The sequence below is a fragment of the uncultured Campylobacter sp. genome (assembly GCF_938018035.1).
Taxonomy (GTDB): Bacteria; Campylobacterota; Campylobacteria; order Campylobacterales; family Campylobacteraceae; genus Campylobacter_B.
In genome coordinates this window covers 1-14,160 of sequence record NZ_CALIJF010000312.1, presented here as the reverse complement: position 1 = coordinate 14,160, position 14,160 = coordinate 1, and the positions used below count along the sequence as shown (strand labels likewise).

General features: G+C 48.3%; 13 protein-coding genes and 6 tRNA genes. 7 read left to right on the top strand and 12 right to left on the bottom strand.

Features of this window, described 5'->3' with window-relative positions; genetic code table 11:
- Both imm40 and Q0257_RS09330 read right to left on the bottom strand, forming a co-directional pair.
- Positions 1-315: Imm40 family immunity protein (imm40, locus tag Q0257_RS09335; protein WP_298024340.1), on the bottom strand; the 315-nt coding region annotated here is incomplete at its 3' end.
- A 448-nt stretch (positions 316-763) separates the two neighbouring features.
- Positions 764-839: transfer RNA gene (locus Q0257_RS09330), tRNA-Ala, on the bottom strand.
- 135 nt (positions 840-974) lie between these two features.
- On the opposite strand from Q0257_RS09330, the gene Q0257_RS09325 reads away from it, so the two are divergent.
- The 6 genes from Q0257_RS09325 (at position 975) to Q0257_RS09300 (ending at position 3,113) form a co-directional block, all read left to right on the top strand.
- Positions 975-1,049: transfer RNA gene (locus Q0257_RS09325), tRNA-Gly, on the top strand.
- Positions 1,050-1,076: 27 nt separating this feature from the next.
- Positions 1,077-1,163 (top strand) — tRNA-Leu (locus Q0257_RS09320).
- A 16-nt stretch (positions 1,164-1,179) separates the two neighbouring features.
- A tRNA-Cys gene (locus Q0257_RS09315) sits at positions 1,180-1,253 on the top strand.
- Positions 1,254-1,273: 20 nt separating this feature from the next.
- The gene (locus Q0257_RS09310; protein WP_298024339.1) at positions 1,274-1,429 is read left to right on the top strand and encodes a hypothetical protein; all 156 of its coding nucleotides are present in this window, start codon (positions 1,274-1,276) and stop codon (positions 1,427-1,429) included.
- Positions 1,430-1,487: 58 nt separating this feature from the next.
- Positions 1,488-1,575 (top strand) — tRNA-Ser (locus Q0257_RS09305).
- Positions 1,576-2,090: 515 nt separating this feature from the next.
- Entirely contained in the window at positions 2,091-3,113 is a 1,023-nt protein-coding gene (locus Q0257_RS09300; protein WP_298024337.1) for a PQQ-binding-like beta-propeller repeat protein, read from the top strand.
- Between the two features lie 333 nt (positions 3,114-3,446).
- On the opposite strand, the gene Q0257_RS09295 is transcribed toward Q0257_RS09300, so the two are convergent.
- The 10 genes from Q0257_RS09295 to Q0257_RS09250 form a co-directional block, all read right to left on the bottom strand.
- Complete coding sequence (locus tag Q0257_RS09295; protein WP_298024335.1) at positions 3,447-3,683, bottom strand: hypothetical protein; 237 nt, start codon at positions 3,681-3,683, stop codon at positions 3,447-3,449.
- A 56-nt stretch (positions 3,684-3,739) separates the two neighbouring features.
- Complete coding sequence (locus Q0257_RS09290) at positions 3,740-4,165, bottom strand: hypothetical protein (RefSeq protein ID WP_298024334.1); 426 nt, start codon at positions 4,163-4,165, stop codon at positions 3,740-3,742.
- Positions 4,166-4,428: 263 nt separating this feature from the next.
- Positions 4,429-4,653, bottom strand: coding sequence for a hypothetical protein (locus Q0257_RS09285; protein WP_298024332.1), 225 nt, complete (start codon positions 4,651-4,653; stop codon positions 4,429-4,431).
- A gap of 51 nt (positions 4,654-4,704) precedes the next feature.
- Positions 4,705-4,950, bottom strand: coding sequence for a hypothetical protein (locus tag Q0257_RS09280; protein ID WP_298024330.1), 246 nt, complete (start codon positions 4,948-4,950; stop codon positions 4,705-4,707).
- Between the two features lie 79 nt (positions 4,951-5,029).
- A complete protein-coding gene (locus Q0257_RS09275; RefSeq protein ID WP_298024328.1) occupies positions 5,030-5,644 on the bottom strand; it encodes a hypothetical protein in 615 nt (204 codons plus the stop codon).
- A 25-nt stretch (positions 5,645-5,669) separates the two neighbouring features.
- Positions 5,670-6,623, bottom strand: coding sequence for a Dyp-type peroxidase (locus tag Q0257_RS09270; protein ID WP_298024326.1), 954 nt, complete (start codon positions 6,621-6,623; stop codon positions 5,670-5,672).
- 231 nt (positions 6,624-6,854) lie between these two features.
- Positions 6,855-6,942: transfer RNA gene (locus Q0257_RS09265), tRNA-Ser, on the bottom strand.
- A 419-nt stretch (positions 6,943-7,361) separates the two neighbouring features.
- Positions 7,362-8,819: a TolC family protein gene (locus tag Q0257_RS09260; RefSeq protein ID WP_298024324.1), complete on the bottom strand. Its 1,458-nt coding sequence runs from the start codon at positions 8,817-8,819 to the stop codon at positions 7,362-7,364.
- A complete protein-coding gene (locus Q0257_RS09255; RefSeq protein WP_298024322.1) occupies positions 8,806-11,964 on the bottom strand; it encodes a multidrug efflux RND transporter permease subunit in 3,159 nt (1,052 codons plus the stop codon). The genes Q0257_RS09260 and Q0257_RS09255 overlap by 14 nt, the downstream gene beginning before the upstream one ends.
- Positions 11,964-13,091 carry an efflux RND transporter periplasmic adaptor subunit gene (locus Q0257_RS09250; RefSeq protein ID WP_298024320.1) on the bottom strand — a complete coding sequence of 376 codons (1,128 nt, stop codon included), beginning with the start codon at positions 13,089-13,091 and terminating at the stop codon, positions 11,964-11,966. Before Q0257_RS09250 ends, Q0257_RS09255 begins: the two co-directional genes overlap by 1 nt.
- A 174-nt stretch (positions 13,092-13,265) precedes the next feature.
- On the opposite strand from Q0257_RS09250, the gene thiD reads away from it, so the two are divergent.
- A partial coding sequence (gene thiD, locus Q0257_RS09245; protein WP_298024318.1) for a bifunctional hydroxymethylpyrimidine kinase/phosphomethylpyrimidine kinase occupies positions 13,266-14,160 on the top strand: 895 nt, incomplete at its 3' end.

Here is a 14,160-nt window from a genome sequence, read left to right as displayed (position 1 = left end):
ATCTCCGTTTCTAGCGCGATAATTAATGATATATTCGATCGCCAATTCAAATGCGTTGTCATCTTCCTCTTCGGTATACCAGTTGTCATATGTGATGATGGGCTTATTGCCGCTTAAGCGATATACATCTCCTCCTAGAATAATCATACCTTTGCCTCTTGTGATTTTTAGCACCTCCATTACATCGTCAAATCTCCAAGCAATATCATAAATTCCGTACTCTTCTCTTAAGCGTATGCCGCGCTCTAAAAGATCCTGCGGCACGATATTTACGTAGTCTTCATCTATAAACACAATATCTTCTTCAACTGACATAATCTCTCCTTTCATTAAAATTTAATTTATTACAAAGACTTTTCTATATCATTTATTAGGCGATGAAGCGTTTCGAGACGACTAGAACTCGGATTATTTTGGTTCAAAATTCTAAAATATCGCTATATTTCATCGTCTTTATATTGCGCTCGTCAAAAGATGGAGGTATATATTTTTCGTTCATCTTAATGATTTTTGCGATATAGCTCTCACTTATACCATTTTTCGTTTTTGTGCGATATATGCGCCAAAGGGCTTTTGGGCGATATTTATCACTCTTTCTGTAAATAGGTTTTAACTAACCTAATAACTAACTGAATTATTCTAAAATAATTATAACATAAAAAGAAACAAAAATAATCAAAATTAATAAAGGCCCTAAATATCGGTATTTAAAGGAAGTAAAAGAGATCTAAAAGAAGTGATTTAAAATTAAAAGTAGCTTAAATGGTGGAGTTAAGCGGGATCGAACCGCCGACCTCTTGAATGCCATTCAAGCGCTCTCCCAGCTGAGCTATAACCCCAATAAAGATTTTGTAATTTTACATTATTTTACTTACAAAATTTTTAAATTCCAGCGCTACGCCAAAATTTTCTCCGCAAAAGCCGCTATAAAATGAAATTTTAAGCTTGCATTGGGTAATATTTCATTTCTTTGCGCGGGAATAGCTCAGTGGTAGAGCGCAACCTTGCCATGGTTGATGTCGCGAGTTCGACTCTCGTTTCCCGCTCCATTTTACATTCTGTTTTGTATTAAACGTGCCCGGATGGCGGAATCGGTAGACGCAAGGGACTTAAAATCCCTCGGAATTTTTTCCGTGCCGGTTCAAGTCCGGCTCCGGGCACCACCTAATAAGCCGGCGCGGCGACATAGCCAAGTGGTAAGGCATGAGCCTGCAAAGCTTTGATCCCCGGTTCGAATCCGGGTGTCGCCTCCAGATCCTAAAAAGGAGTTATTATGAGATACATACTAGCGGCTCTTTTGGCATTGACGGTTTTTAACGGGTGCTCTAATACTTGGCACGGCGTAAAAGAGGACTCACACAATGCGGCTCAATGGACCAAAGAAAAGGTTCACAACGGCGCCGAGTGGGTCGGAGAAAAAACCGAATAAATTCCACGTGTAGATCTTGATCTGCGCGAACTTTCGGCGGGGTCTACCCGCCCTTAATCGGGAGATGGCTGAGCGGTCGAAAGCGGCGGTCTTGAAAACCGTTGAGGTGAAAGCCTCCTGGGGTTCGAATCCCTATCTCCCGGCCATTTTAATCTAATCCGAAATTCCATTTTAACTTCAAATTTTCACATTTTATCTATACTAATTTTCATTTAATGCTCTTTACGTTTAAACTCTACTTCACTATTAGCAGTGTAAATAGGCAGCTATAATAGCATATTCGTAAATGAATGCTAGAAAGATACGTAGCGAAAAAGCTAGAATTTCGATAGTGGCCTAATTGATCAGTCTGAATCAAAGTAGTGTACAATGATGAAATAATGTAATGGCATTAAACTTTGGGCATTCGTCTGGTATAAAAGTGAATGAAAAACCTAGCAACGAAATTTAGTTATGAGTTTTTAAGACGTAGCGTTCATTGTGCCAGGCGTAAAATTTTGGAAGCTCCGCGAAATTTGAAATTCCATGCCACGCGCCGCAAAATTTTAGCGTGTGCATCGTATGATTTAACGTGCGCGCCGCAAATTTCAACGTGCATACAAAATTTTAAAATTCGCGCCCAAATTTAAGCTATAATCGCTTCAAATTTTAAGGAGCCGAAATGCTAAAATCATATCCTCTTGCGATGCAGGGCGTGGAGTTTCGCGGACACGGCGTGACGGGCATTTACGAGATGGGCGAGCGGATTGCCTTCGTCCATTTTGCTTTCGCGGCTCCTAGCGAACAAAACATCGCCGCAAAGCTAACGCCCGGCTACGTGCTGCTAGATACGTTTTCGCGCGATTTTAGCGAACATAAAAGATCAGTGCTCACCTACGAACAGCGCGAAATTTTCTCTGCCGCCTCCGCGCTTTGCTACCCGCAGGACGGCCACTTCGTGCTAAATACGAGATACTACGAGGGCTTCGTCGATTCGCCCGCAAAGCTCATCAAAATACAAGACGGCGAAATGAGCGAGCTTGGCGACGCTCCTGCGCCCGTGAAGCAGATTTATAACGATGCGCGAACCTACGAGTTTGAGGGCTTTTGCGTGCGGATGAGTTCACCATTTATGATGGAGTGCAGAGCCTCGCAAGGCGGGTCAAATTTGTTCGGCGCGGCGGCTGTTTGTAAAGCGAGTAAAAGCGATCCACACGACGAAACGAGCGAGGCGAAAGATAAAATTTTAAAAGACGGCAAGCAAACGCGCAAAAAAGCGGCCGCAAAAGGCAAAACGCTTTGGCGGCTGAAGCTCGGCGCGTATCTATATACGCCTGTCTGCCTGCGCGGCGGAGCAGTGCATTTTGATGCGCAAGGTAAGCGGCAGGGATGCAAGACGCTGTATTTCGGCACCGCGGGCAAGGGCGGGCACCTATACGCCGTAGACGCGGCAAGCGGCGAGGTGATTTTTAAGCTTGACACCGGCGGAACCGAGCATTTCGCGTGGTTTGAGGATAAAATTTTACTCGCAGATCGCCGCGGCAAGCCGGTTTTGATTAGCGCGGAGGACGGCTCGATCTTAAAAGAGGTGGAATTCGGCGAGTTTCAATTCGGCTCGGATCAGATCATGCTCGCTAGCGGCGGGCGCCTCTACGCCGTGGCAAACGATGGAGCCGCGATGCACGCAGTCTGCGCGGATATTTAAATTGGACAGATTGAAATTCGGCTTGTAATTGTGGATTAAATTAAACGCAAGGCTTGAGTCGCCGAACGCTTTGGATATGAAATTTACATAGTTTGGCAGGCGCGGTCATGACCCAAAAGCGTCCGATTTCAAATCACCGCAGCCCCGCTCGCTAAGTAAAATTTATTGCCAGACGCGTCGTTTCGGACTGAAATTCAAACTCTGCGCCTTAAAATTTAAAGCGAGCTCGGTAAATTTCAAGGCGCGAAGTGATGCGAGCTGCCGCGAAATTCCATCGAGCTTTGCGGCGTGCGCGGGCAAACCTCGGCGATGATATTGATCGAAACGCCCGTTTCATTGAAATATCACAAACTGCTTTTGAAATTTTGACGGGCTGATCCGCCGCTCTTTTGGCATGTAGCGGCAAACCCTTTCAAAGTCCGCTCCGCTCATCATAAAACTGATAAATTCGCCCTTGCCGTCATAGATGATCAAAGTATCGATCGCGCGGAAGCTAAATTTCCCCTCCGTGATCTTTGAAAAAATCAGTTTAGAGATGAAAAACGGCAAAATCAATGCCGTCAGACTCATAATAAAAATTATAAATCCTCTAAGGCTTTGTAAAAATCCGGCAAACGCGACGCCTATCACGATGAACGAAAGCACAATGCCTGGGAATTTCTAGCGGGCACGATATGTCCGAATAGCGGCGTAGCAGTGAGCTTTATGAGCGATATCTCATCAAATTTTATAGATTTCGTGATTTTGCCCTTGTTAACGTAGTTAATGCTCCTATTCGTCAAATGAACAAAGCGCGTATGGGCGCTGTTGAGATAAGATACGACGGCGAATGCTACAGGAACAAACGGCGTATAGTATGGGAAAATATCGCCTATATACAGAAACACCGGTACCGCCAAAGGGGCGAAGAATAGGTTATAAATAAAGAATACTATTATGTTGTAGTCTTTTACGATGAGGGATTTATTGTCAAATTTCGGCGGATTTCGGCGCTCGGCGCCGTTTTGTTCAGGCTGCCGCGACTTCTGCGATTCGTCTTTTAAATTTTGCATTAAATTTACTCTCGTTTCAAAATTCTTCGCTAGCGGCTCGGGCATTTTTGCGCTGCTAAATTTGTCGTTCGCGCCGCACGCTTTAGCGACGCCATCCCAAGCAGAGCCTGCTTGCGTCCTTTCAAAATTTTATTTCGTTCAAATTTTATCAGCGCTGCGTGCGCTTACTGCACCGTCGCATAAAATTTCGAGGTCTCATAGCTCGAAATCAAAGCAGTAAAACTCATCCGCCTCGCTCCAGAGCTCTTTTAGCGAGCGCCCGTCTATCTGCGGCGCGCCGTAGAGCTCCCGCAGCGTGGCGAAATACCGCTCGCCGCTTGCATTTGCACCCGCCTCGTCCGCGCATCTTTGAAATGAGCAGCGAGATCGGCGTAGGCGATGATCATATACTCTGCGCCGCGTAGGCGAAAGCTAAGCTCGGGCTCGCCGCCCTCGGCTACACATTTTAGCAGCATTTGCTCTATAGTTTCAAATGAGTAGTCTGACATTTCGCTCCGATCTTAAAATTTTATCTCTTCCGCCGCATATCGCGAGCCGTTTTATTCCGCCAAAAACCCGAAGCGCTCGATCATATCCAAAAGCATATCGGCTCTGCAAATTTCATCGTCCAGCAGGTCGTCGTATTGATCTCGCAGTCGCTCGGTGTCTTGCGCCACGGGCCCTAGATATTCCTTAGCCTGCGCGAAATCCCCTTTCATCACGTAGTATTCGCCTAAGATCACGCGAGCTCGCGTCTTGCTAACCTCGTCGCCTTCGCCCTCAAGTGCTGCTTTTAGGCTCTGCACGCCGCCCTCCTCAAGCCCTTGCGAGAGCTGCGTTACCTTCTGTAAAGCTTCGCATCCATTTTCGCTCCTTAGCTAAATTTCATTTGAAATAATAGAACAAATTTCCGCCGTACTCAAGATCCACAGACTCCTTACTGTCAAAAAACAGCTTAAATTCCATGTGGCTCAGATATTTGGCGTCCTGCGCTTTCTCTATAAAATTTCTTATCAGTCGCTCTATCTTTCCGCCCCCTTCGCGGCGTGCCGCATCTTGTCTCGTGCAATAAAAAACTATGGGCGCGTCGGACACCGCTGCGATATACCAAATTTTAAGCGGCGCTAAAAGCTCGTTTCGGTTTCGCAGCAGCTCCTCTACCGCGCCTTGGATCAGATCGGTGCGGATCTGCGACTCGAAGGACTCGACCGAGATATAAAAATTCTTTAGCTCGTTTAGCTTCGCGTAAAGCAGCGTGCGGGCGAGATAGCGCTCGATGCACTTTTTATCGGTGATTTTTGCGGCGTCTTTATCGAAGCGAAGCACGATCTTAAGCCACGCCGAGTCCCTGCCCGCGCCGTAAAACGCGCTGATCGCTCGAGTTTTAAATTTAGCGTCTATGAACTCTATCAGACCCCTGACGTTTTCACTATTTTCGACTTTGCCCTCTATGATCTCTTTGCAGCGCCTGCTTTGATACGGGCTTAGATCGCAAAACATCGCGCGCCTTTAATTAAAGCTAAATTTACTCTGCGCTATAAGCCTGCAGCATATCGAAGGTCGGAGCGAAAAAGAGCGCGCCCGTCTTTGCGGCGCTGAAATCCAGTAGGCGGTCGTAGTTGCCTCGCGGGCGGCCGATAAACATACTCTCAAGCATCAGCTCCAGCGTGCTAAAGGTGCTTGCGTAGGCGATGAAGTAGGTCCCCGTCTCGCCGCCCTGCATAAACGGCATATTGCCGCGCACGACCTTTTTATCGTCGCCGACGTTGGCTGCGGCGGAGTGCGAGTTGCTAGGTTTTATCTCCTCGCTCATTTCGATATCGTTTTGCTTGGATCTGCCGATGACACGCTCCTGCTCGGCGACGCCCGCGGCGTTCCACGCGCTCATATCGTGGATATATTTTTGCGTAAAAAGATAGCTGCCGCCCTTGTACGCCGCATCTTCGTCGCCTACCTTGGCGAAAAAGTCGCGATCTGCGCCCTGCGGGTTTTCGGTGCCGTCCACAAAGCCGATGATAGCGCGCCCGTCGTAGTATTTAAAGCCGCAGATCTCCTCCTCGCATGTCGCGACATCCTTTAGCGCGGCTCTGATCTCGCTTGCCATATCGTAGCAAACGGCTTGATTTGCGGCTCTGATATGGATATGAATATCGCCTCCGGTGGCGGGCGCAGCGTGTTTATCGCCCTTAATCTCTTCGAAATTTTTTAGCTCCTTCGGCAAAGGCTTCGGCAAGCCGAGCATTTTCCACGCCTCAAAACCCACGCCGAGCACGCAGCTTGTTTCGCTAGCCGCGCCGAATCTCGTAACGGCGGTTTTGTTTAAATTTATCACCAGAGCGCAAAGGCCCTCGAAAGCCTTTTTGCAGGCGGTTTTGTCTGCGTTAAAGCGCCAGATCATAAACACGGTGTTGTTGCCGGGCGCGTCGGTTACGTTTTGGGATTTGACATGCGCACAGGCGCAACTTTTTTCTTCACTCATTTTTCTCTCCTTTAAAGTGAAATTTTAAAAGGAATTTTAGCGCAATATCGGTAAACGGCGGGCGTAGAGATAGAATTTAGGTGGCTTTCGGGTTTGATCTCGGCGGAGGAAATTTTATCTTTGATCGTTAAATTTGCGGCAGCGATGAAATTTTGGCTTTAAATTTATAAAATTTACGCCGAGTTGAAAAGCGAAATTTTAGAGCTTTGCGGGGATGAAATTTTAAAGTAGTGGCAGATGGGAAGGGATTTGAACCCTCGAAAGCTTGCACTTTACACGCGTTCCAGGCGTGCTCCTTCAACCGCTCGGACACCCATCTAAATTAAAAGTCGCGATTATAGCGAAAATCTAAAATTTTGCCAAATTCCGTTTCGGCGTGCAACCGCTCGTCTTAAAATTTAAAACTCGGCGCTTGGAATTTCGCCGCAGCGCCTGGAATTTTATCGCGCTGCTTGGAATTTTGCTGCGGCGCTTGAAATTCCGCCGTGCTGTTTGAAATTCTACCGCACCGCTAAGCCAGGCTGTTTTGGGCTTCCTAGTCGAGCGGTGATTTTACCTTGCTGCGGCTATCTGAAATTTAGACCATTTTTAAAATTTGGCTCCATCGCCCGCTGCAGCGCTAAATTTAAAAAGCGCAAGCAGATTTTACTTTCGTATAGTCCGCTTGCGCCGTAAAATTTCGGCAGCGCTTTAAATTTATGAGTATTTTAAAATTTCGCGCCGCCCGTAAATTTAAAGCTAATTAAAAATTCTATCTTTCGGGAAGGCGGACATATCGGGCTGCACGTCCTGCTCCGCGCCGATAAGCGCCTTGATTTCGCTATCTTCTATGCTAAAGCCGCCGCCGAGCGCCTTGTAGGCGTTTACCGTCGCGCTTAGCACGTCAAGATCTGCCTGCACTTTATTTAGCTGCGCGCTAAGCAGGTTTCGCTGTGAATCCAAAAACTCCAGATGGTCGCTGTAGCCCGCCTGATACCTGCTTGAGGCGTTTGAATAAATTTTGCTTTGCGAAGCGACGAGATCGGCGAGACTTGCCTGCCTTAATTTGGCGTTTTGCACGCCTACAAGCGCGTCACGAACGTCGCCGAAAGCTGTTTTAAGAGCTTTGTCGTATGCGATGAAGCTCGCGTTTTGCTCTAAATTTGCAAGCTCTACGCGCCTTTTTTGGCGACCGAAGTCAAGCAGCGGCCCTACGAGCGAACCGCCGATATTCCATGTACTCGCGCTCGCGGTAAACAGCCTGTCAAACTCGCCGCTTGCGTATCCCGCCGAGCCCGTAAGCGAGAAAGTAGGGAAGTAGCCCGCCTTGGCGACGCCCACTAAGAAGTTGCTTGCGCGCAGATTTTCGAGCGAGCTTGCGACGTCGGGGCGGTGCAAGATCACGTCGCTTGGGATTCCGCTTGGAATCTGCGGCGCGCTAGGCATTTTTGCGGCGGTTTGTGGCGCGCCGCGTAAAATTTCATCATAACTCTTGCCCGTTAGGATATTTAGCGAAGTTTGAGCTGCGGAGAGCTGATTTTGCACGCTTATGAGGCTTGCCTCGGCGCTTTGCACCGCAGCTTTGGCTTGATAAAATACGATCTCGCTAACCGCGCCCGCATCGAGCTGCTTTTTGCGGTAGTTTTGCGTATCTTGATAGCTTTTTAGGCTGTCTTTTAAAATTTTCTCCTGCTGCTTTAACGCTAGTAGCGTAAAATAGGTCGTCGCAACCGTGCTGGTGATCGTGTTTTTGGCGGTTTCGTAGTCGTATTTCGTCGCATTAAATCGAGATCGCGCCGAATCTACGCTGTTGCGCACGCGCCCCCAAAGATCGATCTCGTAGCTTAGCACGGCGCCGATCTGATACGCGCCGTGGGAGTTGCGATCGGGCTGGTTGCCGAAATTATTTTGGCGCACCGCACTGCCGCTTAAATTTACGTTCGGCAGGTATTCAAGCTTGCTTAGTCCTAAATTTACGCGCGCATACTCGACGTTATTCAGTGCGGTTTGCAAGTCGGAATTTTGCTCCAGCGCGCTTTGGATCAGGGCGTTTAGCTGCGGATCGTTGAAGCTTTTCCACCACTGCGTGCTAACGTTCGTGCTTGCGTAATCCGCCTTAAAGCCGGTTTGCTTTTGCGGCGTAACTGGCTTGAAGTTGCAACCGCAAAGTAAAATTCCAAGCGTCAAGGCGCTTAAAAGAGCATTATTTATTTTCATCGTTCACCTCGTTAGTTTGGACTTTTTTGCCGCGTCTATCAAGCCAAGCGTTGAAGCTTTCGAGCAGGTAGAAAAACAGCGGCACGAAAAAGATCGCGATCGTAGATGCCGCGAGCATTCCGCCTACTACGCCGGTTCCTAGCGCGTGGCGGCTAGCAGCGCCCGCGCCGGTGGCAATAACCATCGGAAGTACGCCGAGGCCGAACGCAAGGCTCGTCATAACGATAGGACGGAACCTCATCCTGGCGGCCTCTACGGCAGCTTCCGCGATCGGGCGGTGGTTGTTTAGGTGCTCGTTCATCGCAAATTCTACGATCAAAATCGCGTTTTTCGCCGCCAGACCGATTAGAAGCAAAAGTCCTATCTGAAAATATATGTCGTTATTCAGCCCGCGGAAATATGTAAACACGAGCGCGCCGAATACCGAAAACGGCACGGCGGTAAGTACGGCAAGCGGCATGAGCCACCTTTCGTATTGAGCCGCCAGGATCAAAAACACGAAGATCATTCCAAATACAAACGCCTGCGAGCCTTTGCCGGTCTCGCTGACCTCTTGATACGCGGAGCCCGCCCAGCCGATAGAATATCCGCTAGGAAGCTCCTCTTTTATAACCTCTTGGATCGCTGCAATCGCCTGACCCGAGGTATAACCCGTATTTGGCTCGCCCATAATCTGCGCTGCTGGGAAGGCGTTAAATCTATTAACGGAATCAGGACCCAGCGAGCGCTCAAGTTTCACTAAAGAATTTAACGGTATCAGATCGCCACTAGCGCTGCGGACGTAGAGCGATTTTAGATCGTTAGGATCGTCTCTGTAGTTTTGCGTAGCGCGGATATAGACCTTAAACGTGCGGCCCATGAGGTTAAAGTCGTTGATGTAATACTGCCCGATGGTGGAATTTAGTACGGTGAAAATGTCGGCTATCTTAACGCCTAGCATCTTTACCTTCTCTTTATCGACGTAGAGCTTATACTGCGGGAAATCGGTATCCAGCGTCGTTCGCACGAGTTTTAAAGCGGGATGTTGGTTAGCTTTGGCGGTTACGCGATCCATATCGGCGCGAATTTCATCGTAGCTCTTGCCCGTCGTGCTTTGCGCGTAGAGCTCAAATCCGCCCGTAAGCGAAAGACCCATAATAGGCGGCGGCGTGACGACGTAAGTCATCGAGTTGCGATCCGCGCCGTAGAGCTGCCCGTTTAGCGCGGCAGCTATGGCGAAGTTGGAATTTTCATCGCCGGGGCGATCTTTCCAGTCTTTTAGCTTCATAAAAAAAGCTCCCGCATTTTCTCTAAGCGCTCCGGCTAGCATATCGTATCCCGTGATTTGGGTTATATCTTTTACGTTTGGATACTTTTTAGCGATACTTGCGATGAAATCCTGATCGGCTTCCGTCCTAGGCAGAGTAGATGCCGATGGAAGCGTAGTCATTGCCATAATCGAGCCTTTGTCCTCGTTAGGCACCAGGCCGCTAGGAGTGAGCACAAGAAGCTTCACCATCGCATAGATGATGATGCCTACAAAAACGAGGCTGATTAGTACGTGGCGAAGAACCATGCCGACGCCTGCGGCGTAAATTTTAGTTGAGATGCTAAAAAGATTATTAAACCATCTTATAAAGAAAAAAGGCTCAGATTCCTTTTTTTGCAAGATTAGAGCGCAAAGTGCGGGCGTTAGTGTAAGGGCTACGAAGCCTGAAAAACATACCGAGGCTACGAGCGTTAATGCAAATTGTCTCTGCATAACCCCGGTAAAGCCCTCCATAAACGCAACCGGCACAAAAACCGCCGAAAGCACGAGCACGATGGAGATGACGGGCGCTACGATTTCGCCCATCGCTTTTGTGGTAGCCTCTTTGACGCTAAGATCCGGCTCCTCGTGCAAAATTCTCTCTACGTTTTCGATCACGATAATGGCGTCGTCCACGACGATGCCGATAGCTAAAATAAGCGCGAAAAGAGTGATTAAATTTATTGAAAATCCGAAGGCATAAATTCCGATAAACGCGCCGCAGATCGATACGGGCGCAGCAAGCGTCGGAATGATCGTCGCTCTAAGATTGCCTAAGAACATATACATAACGATGATGACGAGAATTAACGCTTCAATGAAGGTATGAATAACCTCTTCGATTGATACTTTTACGAAGCTCGTCGTATCGTAGGCGACGTCGTAGGTCAGCTCGCCTGGGAAATTTGGTTTAAGCTCGTCTATGCGCTTATTTACCGCTTCAACTACGGCTAGGGCGTTGGCGCCACTTTGCATAAAGATAAGCACAGGCACCATCTCTTTACCGTTAAATTTCGCCGAGATATTGTAGCTTGCGCCGCCAAGTTTGACATCGGCGACATCTTTTACGCGCAAGAAATTCCCATCTTTTTGCGCGCGTATGATGATATTTTCAAACTCTTCGACGGTTTTTAAACGACCCTCAGGCTTGATCGCATAGACGTAGGGATTGCCTAAGTTCATCGGCTGCTCGCCCATCTTACCCGCGGCGTATTGGCTGTTTTGCTCGCTTATTGCGGCGATTATCTCGGCGGTAGTAACGTTAAATTTCTTTAGTAGCTCAGGCTTAACCCAGATCCTCATAGCATAGTCTTTCGTACCCAGCGCTTGAGCTTCGCCGACGCCCGGCACGCGCTTTAGCTCATCTACGATGTTGATAGCTACGTAGTTTTGCATCTCTACGACATCCATCTGCTCGCTAGGATCGTAAAACGCGAGCACTTCCAGCATCGTGCTGCTGCGCTCAGTGACGGTTACGCCATAGCGGCGCACTTCGTCGGGAAGTAGCGTAAGCGCAGGCGTTACGCGGTTGTTTACATTGACTTTCGCATCTGCTGGATTTGTGCCGATTTGAAAATATACGTTGATACGAACGTCACCGGAGGAGCTTGCCGAGCTTTCCATATAGATCATATTTTCAACGCCATTGATCGCGTTTTCAAGAGGGGCTGCGACGACGTCGGCAATCGTTTGCGCATCCGCGCCGCTATATGTAGCGCTAACGACGATTTGCGGCGGCGTGAGTTGCGGATACTCCTCGACGGAGGAATTTTTAAGAGCCAAAACGCCCGCGATTACGATGATGATCGAAACGACGCAGGCAAAAACGGGGCGGTTGATGAAAAATTTAGAAAACATTATTTCCCGCTTTCCGCATTGCTCTGAGACGCTTCAGGCTGTCCCGCTACGTAAGGATCGGTGCTTGCGGGTACGGGAGTGACCTTGGAGCCCACGTTGATCTTTTTAAAATTATCCAAAATGATCTGATCGCCGTCTTGTAGCCCGCTTGAGATCGTCGCCGTGCGGGTATCTTGAGCCGTGATTTTGACCACTTTTTTAGCGACTTTTCCGTCTTGCACGACGTAAACTATGGTGTTGCTAAGGTCTTGCTTGAGCGCAACTTGCGGAATTTTAAAGCCGTTTTTCTGATAAAAGCCCTCGACGCTTACTTTGGTAAAAATTCCAGGGCGAATTTCTAAGTTTGGATTTGGAATTTGAGCTTTGGCGCTGACTGACGCGGTGTTTGTATTGATGACGCTATCGATAAAGCTTAGCGTGCCATTGTAGTCTTTGCCGCCGAGATTTATGCTTACCTGACGTCCCAGCTGCTTCCACTGCCCGTTTCTTAAATTTGCATCAAGCTCCAGTCTATCGACGTCTGCGATGCCGAATTCCACGTCGATCGGATCAAATTTAGAAAGCCTAACCAGATCCTCGCCCACGTTTACGTATGCGCCTACGTCCTTTTGCGTATCGCCCGCCATGCCGTCAAAAGGCGCGGTCACGAGCGAGTGATCAAGATCGATCTTGGCGCTTTTAAAATTTGCTTCGGCTACCATAAATGCCGCTTTTGCGGTATCGAAGTCCTTTTGAGAGATCGTGTTGCTAGCTTTTAGCGCTTTGGCTCTTTTGTAGTCCGCCGAGGCGTTTTGCAGATTAGCGTTTGCGCTGTCAAACGCCGCTTGGTAGCGCGAGCGGTCGATCTCGTAGAGCACGTCGCCCTTTTTGACGCTACGACCAGGCTCGAAAAGCTGCTTTTCGATAGTGCCCGAAACCTGCGGCTTTAGCATTATCTCAAGCTCGCTTACGGTCTGTCCGTTAAATTTTAAAATTATCGGCACGTCGGCGGATTTGGCGATAAATACGCCTACTGGCAGCGCAGGCGTCTCGCCGCCTTGCTTCGCGCCTTTATCTTCCTTTTTTTCAAAATAGGAGCAGCCCGAAACCAAAAATGCTGCGAAAATCAAACTAGCGACTTTTTTCATGTAGTTTCCTCTATTTGGGTTAAAATTTTGTATTTGTAATAGTTATTACGAATAAATTATAAATTATAATAAAAACTATATAAATAAAACTTAAATTTAGCCCGTAAAATAATATATCGGACAGAATTATAGCGGAATTTCGATATAATCGCGCTAAAATTTTAAAGGCTTTTTATGAAAAGAATTCTTACTATCGCGGGTTCTGATAGCGGCGGCGGTGCGGGCATACAGGCCGATATCAAGACGATCAGCGCGCATAAGATGTTTGCTACTAGCGCCATTACGGCGCTTACGGCGCAAAATTCGCGCGGAGTGTTCGACGTGCTGGACGTTCCGCCGCGTTTTGTAGAGGCGCAGCTCGATGCGATTTTTAGCGATATCTTTCCGGACGCCGTTAAAATCGGAATGATCTCCAATGAGGGGGTTGCCGAGGCTATCGCAAAGAGCCTGAGCAAACACGGCGCGAAAAACGTCGTCTTAGATCCCGTGATGGTCGCCACCAGCGGCGGAGTTTTGATGAAACAAAGCGCGCTGCATGCGCTAAAATACAAGCTCGCTCCCGCCGCGGAGATTATCACGCCCAACGTGCGCGAGGCTGAGGTTTTGGCGGAGATGAAAATTTTAAGCTTAGCAGGTATGCGCGCGGCAGTGGTTAAAATTTCGCAGTTTTTTAGCGGCGCGATTTTGATTAAAGGCGGCGATCTTGCGGGCGCAAGCGTGGCTTGCGGCGCAGGGTACGCGGATACGACGGAAACGAACGGAGCGCGAAATTTTAAAGCTTTTGGGCACGAGACGGGCGAAAACGGGGCGCTCAAAAATTCTGCGGGTTTGACTAAGAGCGCAAATTTTGCGGAGGAAAATTTTACTAGCGAATGCAAAATTTTAACGACGAGCGCGGAGTCTTCTTTTGGGCAAAATTTATCTGCAGCGCCTTTAGATGACGGCTTTAAACCGAGCGGCGAGGGCGGGGATTTGAGAAATTTAGCGGTCGATATTTTGTACGAAAACGGCAAATTTTATGAGTTTTCCGCGCCTAAAATTGCTACGCGTAACACCCATGGCACGGGCT

What these genes read in the sequence shown, in the direction of transcription:
- Q0257_RS09275 (WP_298024328.1), bottom strand. Translation starts at nt 5,644, where the DNA reads ATGTTTTGCGATCTAAGCCCGTATCAAAGCAGGCGCTGCAAAGAGATC.
- Q0257_RS09310 (WP_298024339.1), top strand. Translation starts at nt 1,274, where the DNA reads ATGAGATACATACTAGCGGCTCTTTTGGCATTGACGGTTTTTAACGGG.
- Q0257_RS09290 (WP_298024334.1), bottom strand. Translation starts at nt 4,165, where the DNA reads ATGCAAAATTTAAAAGACGAATCGCAGAAGTCGCGGCAGCCTGAACAA.
- Q0257_RS09285 (WP_298024332.1), bottom strand. Translation starts at nt 4,653, where the DNA reads ATGTCAGACTACTCATTTGAAACTATAGAGCAAATGCTGCTAAAATGT.
- Q0257_RS09255 (WP_298024322.1), bottom strand. Translation starts at nt 11,964, where the DNA reads ATGTTTTCTAAATTTTTCATCAACCGCCCCGTTTTTGCCTGCGTCGTT.
- Q0257_RS09295 (WP_298024335.1), bottom strand. Translation starts at nt 3,683, where the DNA reads ATGAGTCTGACGGCATTGATTTTGCCGTTTTTCATCTCTAAACTGATT.
- Q0257_RS09300 (WP_298024337.1), top strand. Translation starts at nt 2,091, where the DNA reads ATGCTAAAATCATATCCTCTTGCGATGCAGGGCGTGGAGTTTCGCGGA.
- Q0257_RS09250 (WP_298024320.1), bottom strand. Translation starts at nt 13,091, where the DNA reads ATGAAAAAAGTCGCTAGTTTGATTTTCGCAGCATTTTTGGTTTCGGGC.
- Q0257_RS09270 (WP_298024326.1), bottom strand. Translation starts at nt 6,623, where the DNA reads ATGAGTGAAGAAAAAAGTTGCGCCTGTGCGCATGTCAAATCCCAAAAC.
- Q0257_RS09260 (WP_298024324.1), bottom strand. Translation starts at nt 8,819, where the DNA reads ATGAAAATAAATAATGCTCTTTTAAGCGCCTTGACGCTTGGAATTTTA.